At 65.9% G+C, this 11,975-nt stretch carries 11 protein-coding genes, 1 tRNA gene and 1 pseudogene; 4 read left to right on the top strand and 9 right to left on the bottom strand.

The window, feature by feature from the left end; all coding sequences use genetic code 11:
- The 3 genes from sufC to CCR79_RS03125 are packed head-to-tail and all read right to left on the bottom strand — an operon-like array spanning position 1 to position 2,737.
- Positions 1–753 (bottom strand): Fe-S cluster assembly ATPase SufC, encoded by a 753-nt coding sequence (sufC, locus tag CCR79_RS03115; protein WP_201168608.1) that lies wholly within the window; start codon positions 751–753, stop codon positions 1–3.
- A gap of 25 nt (positions 754–778) precedes the next feature.
- Entirely contained in the window at positions 779–2,263 is a 1,485-nt protein-coding gene (sufB, locus tag CCR79_RS03120) for a Fe-S cluster assembly protein SufB (protein WP_201168609.1), read from the bottom strand.
- A 21-nt stretch (positions 2,264–2,284) separates the two neighbouring features.
- Positions 2,285–2,737 carry an SUF system Fe-S cluster assembly regulator gene (locus tag CCR79_RS03125; protein ID WP_201168610.1) on the bottom strand — a complete coding sequence of 151 codons (453 nt, stop codon included), beginning with the start codon at positions 2,735–2,737 and terminating at the stop codon, positions 2,285–2,287.
- Positions 2,738–2,904: 167 nt separating this feature from the next.
- Between CCR79_RS03125 and CCR79_RS03130 the strand changes: the two genes are divergently transcribed.
- A complete protein-coding gene (locus CCR79_RS03130) occupies positions 2,905–3,171 on the top strand; it encodes a hypothetical protein (protein ID WP_201168611.1) in 267 nt (88 codons plus the stop codon).
- A 13-nt stretch (positions 3,172–3,184) separates the two neighbouring features.
- Here CCR79_RS03130 and uvrB read toward each other — a convergent pair whose 3' ends face one another.
- A complete protein-coding gene (gene uvrB / locus CCR79_RS03135; protein WP_201168612.1) occupies positions 3,185–5,215 on the bottom strand; it encodes an excinuclease ABC subunit UvrB in 2,031 nt (676 codons plus the stop codon).
- Positions 5,216–5,420: 205 nt separating this feature from the next.
- Between uvrB and CCR79_RS03140 the strand changes: the two genes are divergently transcribed.
- Together CCR79_RS03140 and CCR79_RS03145 are read left to right on the top strand one after the other, a co-directional pair.
- On the top strand, positions 5,421–6,605 hold the full coding sequence (locus CCR79_RS03140; RefSeq protein WP_201168613.1) for a pyridoxal phosphate-dependent aminotransferase: 1,185 nt from the start codon (positions 5,421–5,423) through the stop codon (positions 6,603–6,605).
- A 140-nt stretch (positions 6,606–6,745) separates the two neighbouring features.
- Positions 6,746–6,820 (top strand) — tRNA-Asn (locus CCR79_RS03145).
- 119 nt (positions 6,821–6,939) lie between these two features.
- Here the strand turns inward: CCR79_RS03145 and cowN are convergent.
- The 5 genes and pseudogenes from cowN to katG form a co-directional block, all read right to left on the bottom strand.
- The gene (gene cowN / locus CCR79_RS03150) at positions 6,940–7,203 is read right to left on the bottom strand and encodes a N(2)-fixation sustaining protein CowN (protein WP_201168614.1); all 264 of its coding nucleotides are present in this window, start codon (positions 7,201–7,203) and stop codon (positions 6,940–6,942) included.
- Positions 7,196–7,366, bottom strand: coding sequence for a hypothetical protein (locus CCR79_RS13870; protein ID WP_338018482.1), 171 nt, complete (start codon positions 7,364–7,366; stop codon positions 7,196–7,198). The genes cowN and CCR79_RS13870 overlap by 8 nt, the downstream gene beginning before the upstream one ends.
- A 27-nt stretch (positions 7,367–7,393) precedes the next feature.
- Positions 7,394–7,552, bottom strand: a pseudogene (locus CCR79_RS13875) (2Fe-2S iron-sulfur cluster-binding protein); the annotation flags it as partial.
- 121 nt (positions 7,553–7,673) lie between these two features.
- Entirely contained in the window at positions 7,674–7,880 is a 207-nt protein-coding gene (locus CCR79_RS03160) for a dodecin (RefSeq protein WP_201168617.1), read from the bottom strand.
- 109 nt (positions 7,881–7,989) lie between these two features.
- A complete protein-coding gene (gene katG / locus CCR79_RS03165; protein ID WP_201168620.1) occupies positions 7,990–10,164 on the bottom strand; it encodes a catalase/peroxidase HPI in 2,175 nt (724 codons plus the stop codon).
- Positions 10,165–10,373: 209 nt separating this feature from the next.
- Between katG and nhaC the strand changes: the two genes are divergently transcribed.
- Positions 10,374–11,906: a Na+/H+ antiporter NhaC gene (gene nhaC, locus CCR79_RS03170; RefSeq protein WP_201168623.1), complete on the top strand. Its 1,533-nt coding sequence runs from the start codon at positions 10,374–10,376 to the stop codon at positions 11,904–11,906.
- Positions 11,907–11,975 lie beyond the last annotated feature (69 nt).

Consider the following 11,975-nt stretch of genomic DNA (forward strand, 5'->3'; position numbering starts at 1 on the left):
TCAGGCAGCCTCCTCGTCCTCGAACAGGGCGTAGCCGGTGCGCTCCAGCTCCTCGGCCAGCTCCTTGCCGCCGGAGCGCACGATGCGCCCGTTGACCATGACGTGCACGTAGTCCGGCACGATGTAGCTGAGCAGGCGCTGGTAGTGGGTGATGATCAAAAACGAGCGCTGCGGGTCGCGCATGCTGTTCACGCCGTCGGCCACAGCGCGCAGGGCGTCGATGTCCAGCCCGGAATCGGTCTCGTCGAGGATACACAGCCGCGGCTCGAGCATGGCCATGTGGAAGATCTCGTTGCGCTTCTTCTCGCCGCCGGAGAAGCCGGCGTTGACCGGTCGGTTGAGAAGCGACTCGTCAAGCTTGACCCATTGCGCCCGCTCGCGGGCCATCTTGAGGAAGCTGACCGGGTCGATCTCGCCCTCACCCCGGGCCTCACGGGCGGCGTTGACCGCCGCCTTGAGGAAGTAGCTGTTGCTCACCCCGGGGATCTCCACCGGGTACTGGAAGCCGAGAAAGACCCCGGCCCGGGCCCGCTCCTCGGGCTCCATCTCGAACAGATCCTGCCCCTCGAAGGTCACCGCGCCGTCGGTGACCTCGTAGCTCTCATCGCCGGCGAGCACCTTGGACAGGGTGCTCTTGCCCGAACCGTTGGGCCCCATGATGGCGTGCACCTCGCCGGGGCCCATCTCGAAGTCGATGCCCTTGAGGATCTCCGTCGTCTCGACGCTGGCGTGGAGGTTGTTGATCTTCAGCATGGTCCGCTTCTCCTGGGAATCTGTCTTATCCGACGCTGTCCTCGAGGGTGACCTCGAGCAGCTTCTGCGCCTCGACGGCGAACTCCATGGGCAGCTCCTGGAAGACCTCCTTGCAGAAGCCGTTGACGATCATGGAGACCGCGTCCTCCTCGCTGATGCCACGCTGCTTGCAGTAGAAGATCTGGTCATCGCCGATCTTCGAGGTGGTGGCCTCGTGCTCGAGCTGCGCGGTGGGGTTCTGGATGTCGATGTACGGGAACGTGTGGGCGCCGCAGTGGGAACTCATGAGCATGGAGTCGCACTGCGAGTAGTTGCGGGCATTGCCCGCCGTCGGCAGCACCTTGACCAGGCCACGATAGCTCTGCTGGCCGTAGTCCGCAGAGATCCCCTTGGAGATGATGTGGCTGCGGGTGTTGTTGCCGATGTGGATCATCTTGGTGCCGGTATCCGCCTGCTGACGGCCACGGGTCACCGCCACCGAGTAGAACTCGCCGATGGAGTCGTCGCCCTTGAGCACGCAGCTCGGATACTTCCAGGTGATCGCCGAACCGGTCTCCACCTGGGTCCAGGAGATCTTCGAGCGCTTACCGGCGCACAGGCCGCGCTTGGTCACGAAGTTGTAGACGCCGCCGACGCCGTTCTCGTCGCCGGGGTACCAGTTCTGAACCGTGGAGTACTTGATCTGCGCATCGTCGTGGGCGTAAAGCTCGACCACGGCGGCGTGCAGCTGGTTCTCGTCACGCTGCGGCGCGGTGCAGCCCTCCAGGTAGGAGACCGAACTGCCTTTCTCGGCAATGATCAGGGTCCGCTCGAACTGCCCGGTATGCCCGGCGTTGATGCGGAAGTAGGTGGACAGCTCCATGGGGCACTCCACGCCCTCGGGGATGTAGACGAAGGAGCCGTCCGAGAAGACCGCCGAGTTCAACGCGGCAAAGAAGTTGTCCTTGCGCGGCACGACGCTGCCGATGTACTGCCGCACCAGCTCCGGATACTCGTGCAGCGCTTCGGAGATCGAGCAGAAGATGACCCCGTGCTTGGCCAGCTCGTCCTTGAAAGTGGTGGTCACGGAGACGGAGTCGAAGACCGCATCCACCGCCACGTTGGAGCGCCGGGCGCCCTCGGCAGGCTCGCCCTCCTCCTGCACGCCCGCGAGCATCTTTTGCTCGTGCAGCGGAATGCCGAGCTTCTCGTAGGTCTCGAGCAGCTTCGGGTCGACCTCGTCGAGGCTCTTCGGCCCCTGCTTGGGGGCGGCGTAGTAGGAGATGGCCTGGAAGTCGATGGGCGGGAACTGCACGTTCTGCCACTGCGGCACGGCCATCTCCAGCCAGCCGCGGTAGGCTTCGAGCCGCCACTCGAGCATCCACTCCGGCTCGCCCTTCTTCTCGGAGATGAACCGGATGGTCTCCTCGTTGAGCCCCGGTGGTGCAAACTCCTGCTCGATATCGGTGAAGAAGCCGGCCTCGTAGCCCCGGCTGGTGAACCGTTCAATGGTTTCGTTGCTGCTCGACATGTCGCCCAAGCCTCCGGCTGCTCAGTGGCCAATAACCTGTTGACGGGCGTAGATCCCCACCGGCGCGCTGGCCGGCTCGCCCATCTCCGCCAGACTCACCGCCGCCAGGGCCTGCCGGACCACGGAGCTGATCCGCGACCAGGTGGCGCTGGCATTGCAGTCCTCGACGTGCGTGCAATTATCGGTCCCGCTCTCGACGCACTCGGTGAAGGCGATCGGCCCCTCGAGGGCCTCGATGACCTCGGCCACCGAGATCTGCTCGGGGGGCCGGGCCAGGCCGTAGCCGCCCTTGGCGCCGCGGTAGGAGCACAGCAGCCCGGCATGCACCAGCTGCTTCATGACCTTGCTAACCATCGGTTGCGGCAGGCCGTGGGCGCCCGCCAGCTGCGCGGCGTTGACCCGTTCTCCCGGCCGGCGTGCCATGGCCGAGAGGATGACAACGCCGTAATCGGTCTCGCGGTTGATTCGGAGCATGATCTCTGACTTCGCTCAATCCGTACTCAAAGGGTACATATTCCCGAACCCGAAGGGAAGACTCTTTAGAAGTCTTATAGTTCTAGGCGTGCGCCCCTCCTGGATCCCCGCGGCGGCGCCGATCCATGGCAGGATGGGGGCGACTTGCCCGATCAGGAGAGCAGCTGTTGAATCCCCGGCCGCACAAACCGCGACTGCGCACAACCTACCGGCTGATCATCGAGGAGCGTGACAACGGCTGGGAGGTAGTCTTCTACAACGAACAGGGCGGCGTGCAGCACATCGGCAACTCGCAGACCGAGATCGCGGCGCTGCGCTCGGCCTACTTCATCGCCCGTTACTACCACTACGAGCACGACGTGCTCATGCGCACCCGGCACGGCGACAAACGCCTGGATATCGAGACCCTGATGCAGAACCGCCGTCCGAGCTGAACCGCAGGCCCGCTCAGGAAGCGGCGGCCGTGGCGTCGCCGCCGCCGAGGGCCTGCTCCTCGATACGGCGGATCTCGTCCCGCACCTGCGCGGCCGCCTCGAACTCGAGATCCCTGGCGTGCTCATGCATCCGCTTCTCCAGCTCACGGATCCGCCGTACCGCCTCCGCCGGCGACAGCCCGGCGTACGCGCCGGCCTCTTCGGCCACTCCGGCCGCCCGTTGCGGCGCGCCCGGCGCCGGCACCCCGCCGCGCTCCATGATGTCGGGCACCTCTTTGCGGATGCCCTGCGGGGTGATGCCGTGGGCCTCGTTGTGGGCGATCTGCTTGGCCCGCCGACGCTCGGTCTCGTCGATGGCGCGGCGCATGGAGTCGGTCACCTGATCGGCGTAGAGGATCGCGCGGCCGCTGATGTTGCGAGCCGCCCGGCCGATGGTCTGAATCAGTGAACGGGTCGAGCGCAGGAACCCCTCCTTGTCGGCATCGAGGATCGCCACCAGCGAGACCTCGGGGATATCGAGCCCCTCGCGCAGCAGGTTGATGCCGACCAGGCAGTCGAAATGACCCAGGCGCAGGTCACGGATAATCTCGGTGCGCTCAACGGTGTCCACGTCGGAGTGCAGATAGCGCACGCGGATCCCGTTCTCCTCCAGGTACTCGGTCAGGTCCTCGGCCATGCGCTTGGTCAGCGTGGTGACCAGCACGCGCTCGTCCCGTTCGGCGCGGGCGCGGATCTCGCCATAGACATCATCGACCTGCGCGGTGGCCGGGCGCACCTCCACCTCCGGATCGACCAGCCCGGTGGGGCGAACCACCTGCTCGACCACCTGCCCGGCGTGCTCCTCCTCGAACGGGCCGGGCGTTGCCGAGACGAAGACCGTCTGCGGCGCCAGGCGCCGGAACTCCTCGAACTTCAGCGGCCGATTATCCAGCGCCGAGGGCAGGCGGAAGCCGTAGTCGACCAGCGTCTGCTTGCGCGAACGGTCGCCCTTGTACATGCCGCCGATCTGCGGAACGGTGACGTGGCACTCATCGATGAACAGCACCGCCTCCGGCGGGATGTAATCGAACAGGGTCGGCGGCGGCTCACCGGCCGCCCGCCCGGAGAGGTAGCGCGAGTAGTTCTCGATGCCATTGCAATAGCCGAGCTCGAGCATCATCTCCATGTCGAAGCGGGTCCGCTCCTCGAGCCGCTGCGCCTCCACCAGCTTGTCGGCGGCGCGCAGCTCGCTGAGGCGCTCGCGCAGCTCCTCCTTGATCTGCTCGACGGCCCGGTGCAGCTGCTCCTTCGGGGTCACGTAGTGGGTCTTCGGATAGATGGTCACCCGCGGCACCCGGCGCAGGAGCTCGCCGGTGAGCGGGTCGAACCAGCTGATCTCCTCGATTTCATCGTCGAAGAGCTGCACCCGGACCGCCTCTTCCGGGGACTCGGCCGGGAAGATGTCGATCACCTCGCCGCGGGCGCGGTAGGTCCCGCGGGTGAGTTCGGTGTCGTTGCGGGTGTACTGCAGCTCGGCGAGCCGGCGCAGGATCGCCCGCTGGTCGATGCGCTCGCCGCGGACCAGGTGCAGGAGCATCGACATGTACGCCTGCGGGTCACCGAGGCCGTAGATGGACGATACCGAGGCGACGATGACCGTATCCTGGTGCTCGAGGAGCGCCTTGGTGGCGGACAGGCGCATCTGCTCGATGTGCTCGTTCACCGAGGCATCCTTCTCGATGAAGGTATCCGACGACGGCACGTACGCCTCGGGCTGGTAGTAGTCGTAGTAGGAGACGAAGTACTCGACCCGGTTCTCCGGCAGGAACTCGCGCATCTCGCCATAGAGCTGGGCGGCCAGGGTCTTGTTGGGAGCGAGCAGGATCGCCGGGCGCTGCAGCCGCTCAATGACGTTGGCGATGGTGAACGTCTTGCCGGAACCGGTGACCCCGAGCAGGGTCTGATCCGAGAGCCCCGACTCGATCCCCTCGACGAGCTCCTCGATGGCCTGGGGCTGATCACCCGCCGGCTGAAACCGGGCGTTGAGCTTGAAACGTTCCGTCATCGAACCCCCGCATTCATCTTGGGCGCACCCTGACCCGGCGCCCTGCACACAGCGTCTACCCGCTCGACCAACGACACCACCTGCCGGACCCTGCCCACTGAACCCCGAAGCCTCAACCCCGCCCCACGCGCACTGAACCGTGAACACCCGACCCGAAAACCCTTATCATACGCACCGAGCCCAACTTTCAACGCGGAGCCAGACCATGGACCTTCAGCTTGCCGATCGCGTCCAGCGCATCAAGCCATCGCCGACGCTCGCCGTCACCGCCCGCGCCGCCGAGCTGCGCGCCGCCGGCCACGACGTCATCGGCCTCGGCGCCGGCGAACCGGACTTCGACACCCCCCCGCACATCATCGAGGCCGCCGTCCGGGCCGCCCAACAGGGGCAGACCCGCTACACCGCCGTGGACGGTACTGCCGAGCTCAAGCAGGCGGTCATCGACAAGCTCGAGCGCGACAACCGCCTGAACTACGAGCCCAGCCAGATCCTCGTCTCCAGCGGTGCCAAGCAGTCCCTGTTCAACGCCATGGCGGCGGTGCTCAACGAGGGCGACGAAGTGGTCATCCCAGCGCCCTACTGGGTCTCGTACCCGGACATGGCCCTGGTCTTCGGTGCTCAGCCGGTGTTCGTGGCCGCCGGTGCCGAGAGCCGCTTCAAGATCACCCCCGAGCAGCTCGAGCAGGCCCTGACCCGCAAGACCCGCATGGTCATCCTCAACAGCCCGTCCAACCCCACCGGCACCGCCTACACCCGTGACGAACTGGCGGCGCTGGGCGCCGTGCTCGAGCAGCACCCCCAGGTGGTGGTGGTCAGCGATGACATCTACGAGCACATCCTCTGGCGCGATGAACCCTTCACCAACATCGCCATGGCCGCCCCGCAGCTGGTCGACCGGACCATCGTGGTCAACGGCGTCTCCAAGGCGTACGCCATGACCGGGTGGCGGATCGGCTACGCGGCCGGCCCAGCCCCGCTGATCGGCGCCATGAAGAAGGTGCAGTCGCAGAGCACCTCCAACCCGGCTTCCATCTCCCAGGCCGGCGCGCTGGCCGCGCTCAACGGCGATCAGGGCTGCATCCAGCCCATGCTGGAGCAGTTCAAGGCCCGCCACGACTTCGTCGTCGAGCGGCTGAACGCCATGCCGGGGGTCAGCTGCACACCCTGCGACGGCACCTTCTACTGCTTCCCGCACATGGAGGAGGCGATGAACCGGGTCGGCGCCAAGGACGATGTGGCCTTCGCCGAGCAGCTGATCAACGACGCCGGCGTCGCCCTGGTCCCGGGTTCCGCCTTCGGTCTCCCCGGGTACGCGCGCATCTCCTATGCTACAAGTATGGAGAACCTGGAGCGCGCCATGGACCGGCTGCAGCAGGCCCTGGGCGGCTGATCGGCCCCGCTCCTCGCCCCCGCGATGGCCCCGGGCGATCGCGGGGGCGGCAGGACGGGCACGGAAAACCCCATAGAGGCTTGACCAACGCAGTGGAGGATCGGCAGAATACGCAGCGCATCGTGAGGTGACACCACGCTTCCCCGGTAGCTCAGCGGTAGAGCAAGTGACTGTTAATCACTGGGTCGGCGGTTCGAATCCGTCCCGGGGAGCCATCCACCATCCCTTCCTGTCGGCCACCCGACTCCGCGGGCGCAAGGTGATAACCCTGTATCACCGGGAGGCCGGGCGACCCCTCACCGGTATGAGAGGCCGCCACCCCCAAGTCCGGATCTCAGCAGCATTCCCGCTCGATGGCGGAGAGCATGCTGAGACCCGCATCATCGCCGCGCTGAACGAATAACTCCCGGATCACGTTAATCTGCGCGTGGACCATCAGGCGCGTATCCGGCTCTGAACCATCCCGGCCGCCCAGCTCACGCTCCAGATACCGCCGCACTCGGCTATTCTCCGGCTCCTCTGCGATGTGGCGGTCAACGCACTGGAGCAGGCGCTGGATGGCCCGCTCACAATCCAGACCGGGGCTGAGCTCAGACATCGCCGTACTCGATCACCAGGTCCTCGTCACGCACCACCATCTGGCACATCAGACGCCAGTTGGTGGGCAGATCATCGACGCGCATGCGATCGATCTCCGCTTGGGTGACCTTGCCCAGCTCGAGCAGGACCCGCTCCTCGCGGTCCGTCAGTGGACCCGCCATTGTCCCTTTTGCGACACCGTAATGGACATAAACCAGACAACTGCCACACTCGCCGTCCTGGCAATCGAAAGAGATCGGGATGTGGTTCCGGCGGGCCAGTTTCAGGACCGGCTCCGTATGACTGCCTGCCACCGCCTCTACGGTTTGCTCCCCGTGGTCTGGATGCCGAAAGGTCACGCTGGGCATAGCTCCACTCCTGCCTTGCCAAATGGGTTATGGATCGATCGAAGCACCACCCATCCAGCAACTTTCGGGCCATGGCGCGACCGCCCTCCACGGGCCCAGAGGTCATGCGGCAGAGGCGAACCTATTCCAGGGTGAAGCCGACCTTGATCGTCACCTGCCAGTGACTCACTCGCCCGTCCTCGATATGGCCTCGGGTATCCACCACCTGGAACCAGCGCAGGTGGCGAAGGCTCTCGCCGGCACGTGCGATGGCGTTGTTGACGGCCTCCTCGATCCCGTCGGGCGACGAACCAGTCAGTTCGACGATCTTGTAGACGTGGTCACTCATCCGTGATGCTCCTGATGACTGGGAAGTGGACAGCGGCCGATGCCCGGCTCCGCTCTGGCGGGGCCGGGCATGCCCTTTCACCCCGGCCCGGACCGGGGTGAAACCGCGGTTACGCCTCCAGGTCGTATCGGTCGGCGTTCATGACCTTGGTCCAGGCCGCGACGAAATCGTGGACGAACTTCTCCTGGTTGTCGTCCTGGGCATAAACCTCGGCGTAGGAGCGCAGGATCGAGTTGGAGCCGAAGACCAGGTCCACCCGGGTCGCCGTCCACTTCACTGCATCGCTGCTGCGCTCACGGATCTCGTAGCGGTTCTTGCCCACCGGCTTCCAGGTGTAGGCCATGTCGGTGAGGTTGACGAAGAAGTCGTTCGTCAGCTGCCCCTCGCGATCGGTGAGCACGCCATCCTTCGCACCGCCGTGGTTGGTGCCGAGCACCCGCATGCCGCCGACGAGGACAGTCATCTCCGGCGCCGTCAGACCCATCAGCTGCGTGCGGTCGAGCATCATCTCCTCGGGCTGGACCGCGTAGTCCTTCTTGAGCCAGTTGCGGTAACCGTCGGCGAGCGGCTCGAGGTACTGGAAGGAGTCGACATCGGTCATCTCCTGGCTGGCATCGCCGCGCCCCGGGGCGAAGGGCACCGTGATCTCGTGGCCGGCCGCCCGGGCCGCCTGCTCAATGCCCACGTTGCCAGCGAGCACGATGGTATCGGCCACGCTGGCCCCGGTCTCGGCAGCGATGCCCTCAAGAACGCCAAGCACCTTCGCCAGACGCTGGGGCTCGTTGCCCTCCCAGTCCTTCTGCGGGGCAAGCCGGATACGGGCGCCGTTGGCACCACCCCGGTAGTCGGAGCCGCGGAAGGTCCGGGCGCTGTCCCAGGCGGTGGCGACCATCTCGCCGATGCTCAGGCCGCTATCGGCGATCTTCGCCTTGACCTCATTCACATCGTAGTCCGTCCGGCCGGCCGGCACGGGGTCCTGCCAGATCAGATCCTCGGTCGGTGCCTCCGGTCCGATGTAGCGCGTCCGCGGCCCCAGATCCCGATGGGTGAGCTTGAACCAGGCCCGGGCGAAGACCTCGTCGAAGTAGGCGGGGTCGTTGTAAAAGCGCTCGGAGATCTTGCGATACGCCGGATCCATCTTCATGGCCATGTCCGCATCGGTCATGATCGGGTTCAGGCGGATCGACGGATCCTCGACGTCGACCGGCTTGTCCTCCTCCTTGATGTCCACCGGCTCCCACTGCCACGCGCCGGCGGGGCTCTTGGTCAACTCCCACTCGTAGTTGAGCAGCAGGTGGAAGTAGCCGTTATCCCAGCGCGTGGGATAGGTCGTCCAGGCGCCCTCGATCCCGCTGGAGACCGTGTCGCGCCCGATGCCCCGGGAGACCTTGTTGTTCCAGCCAAGGCCCTGTTCGTCGACATCGGCGGACTCCGGGTCCGGACCGAGATGCTCCACGTTGCCGTTGCCGTGACACTTGCCCACCGTGTGCCCGCCGGCGGTCAGGGCGACGGTCTCCTCGTCGTTCATGGCCATGCGCTCGAAGGTGATGCGCACGTCTTCGGCGGTCCGCAGCGGATCCGGGTTGCCGTCCACGCCCTCGGGGTTGACGTAGATCAGGCCCATCATCACCGCCGCCAGCGGGTTCTCCAGCGACTCACGGTCGTCACCATAGCGGCTGTCCTCGGCATCACTCGGCGCCAGCCACTCCTTCTCCGAGCCCCAGTAGATGTCCTTCTCCGGGTGCCAGATGTCCTCGCGCCCGAGGGAGAACCCGTAGGTCTTCAGGCCCATGGACTCGTAGGCCACGTTGCCGGCAAGGATGATCAGGTCGGCCCAGCTGAGCCGGTTGCCGTACTTCTTCTTGATCGGCCAGAGCAGACGCCGCGCCTTGTCCAGGTTGACGTTGTCCGGCCAGCTGTTGATGGGGGCAAACCGCTGGTTGCCGGTGCCGCCGCCGCCCCGGCCGTCCGCCACCCGATAGGTGCCGGCGGCGTGCCAGGCCATGCGGATCATCAGCCCGCCGTAATGGCCCCAATCCGCCGGCCACCACTCCTGACTGTCGGTCATGAGTTGGTGGAGATCCCGCTTGACCGCGTCGAGATCGAGCTTCTTGACCTCCTCACGATAGTTGAAGCCCGGGCCCATCGGATCGGGTTTGTGGTCGTGCTGGTGCAGGATGTCGAGGTTCAGGGCGTTGGGCCACATGTCCATGTTGGACTCGCCCACCTGCGTCATCGCGCCGTGCATCACCGGGCAGCCGCCGGTCTTTTGCTGATCGGTCATTGTTATCTCCGTTGCTTCCTGCGGATTGCCGTTTTGAACAATTCCATTTTGCGCTTGTGCGCAGTCTCACTCAAGACGGCTCCCTGATCGAATGTAGCAATCACAGTGTTCCTGTCACCCTCCGGGGCTACCCGGCGGGTCAACGCACCGCTTGCAATGACATCCATCATCGCGATAATGCCGGCTTCCCTGGCAACCCTGGAGTCTGCATGAGCGACACCAACGAGAACGGTGCGCGGGAGCCGGAGATCCCGCTTCCGAGCGTGACCACGGCCCTGCTCCCCATCGCCTTCACCATGGGCCTGATGGTCTTTCAGATCCTCGCCTTCGATGACTTCGTCCCCCACGTACCACTGGCCCTGGGCATCGCCTTCACCGGCCTGCTCGGCTGGTACCACGGCATCCGCTGGTGGCGGATGGAGAACGGCCTCTACCACGTCGTCCATATCGGTCTTCAGTCGGTGGCCATCCTGATCACAGTGGGCATGATCATCGGCACCTGGATCCTCTCGGGGACCGTGCCGCTGCTGATCTACTACGGCCTGCTGCTGATCACCCCGGAACTGTTCCTGCTCGCCGCCATGATCCTCACCGCCGTGGTCTCCATGGCCGTGGGCACCTCCTGGGGCACGGTCGGCACCGTGGGTCTGGCCCTGGTGGGCGTCGGCGAGGGGCTGGGCATTCCCATGGCCCTGACCGGCGGCGCCATCGTCTCGGGCGCCTTCTTCGGCGATAAGATGTCGCCGCTGTCCGACACCACCAATCTCGCCCCGGCCGTCACTGGCACCAACCTGTTCAGCCACATCCGCAACATGATGGCCACCTCCGTGCCGGCGCTGATTGTTGCCGGCACCGCGTACTGGGCCATCGGCTTTGGCTACGCGGACACCGGCCTGGAGAGCGGACGCATCGAGACCATCCTCGAGGGCCTGGAGGCGCAGTTCACGCTGCATCCGGTGCTGCTGCTGCCGGCGGTTCTGGTCATGGCCCTGGCGCTGCTGCGTTTCCCGGTGCTGCCCACGCTCTTTGCCGGTGCCATCGCCGGCGCGGTCATGGCGGTCCTCGTCCAGGGCACGGACCTGACCACCGCGATCATGGCGATGCAGGACGGCTTCGTCAGCGAGACCGGCGTCGAGTCGGTGGACGACCTGCTCTCCACCGGTGGCATCCAGTCGATGATGTGGACCATCTCGCTGGTGCTCATCGCCCTGGCCTTCGGCGGGATCCTGGAGCAGACGCGCAGCGTCGAGGCCATCCTCAACGCCATCATCCAGCGCATCCGAGGCCGCTTCTCGCTGTTCGCCGCCAGCACCGGCAGCGCCGCCGGCACCAACCTCATCTCCGGCGATCCTTACCTGTCCATCGCGCTACCGGGCCGGATGTACGCCCCGGTCTATCGGGGACAGGGACAATCGACCCTGAACCTGTCGCGTTCGGTGGAGGAAGGCGGGACCATGATCAACCCGCTGATCCCTTGGGGCGCGGGTGGTGCCTTCACCGCCGGTGCGCTGGGCATCCCGACGCTGGTCTACGCCCCCTTTGCCATCGTCTGCTGGCTGTCGCCGCTGATCGGCCTGCTCTTTGCTGCGACCGGGTGGTTCATGCCACGCGCCACCGAGGAAGAGCAGCAGCGCTGGCAGGACAACCATGAATCCATCATGGTCCAGGGCGGCGTGGTCAACTCCGCCGATCTCGACCCCGAGGAGCTGGAGCGGGCCTTCGACCGCTACCGGCGTCGCTGACTAGGGCACGGCAATGCCGCTGGGTTGGCCCAGCCACCCCGGCGGCATTGCCCGATGCCTACCCGACCG

The organism is Halorhodospira halophila, assembly GCF_016653405.1.
Classification (GTDB): domain Bacteria; phylum Pseudomonadota; class Gammaproteobacteria; order Nitrococcales; family Halorhodospiraceae; genus Halorhodospira; species Halorhodospira halophila_A.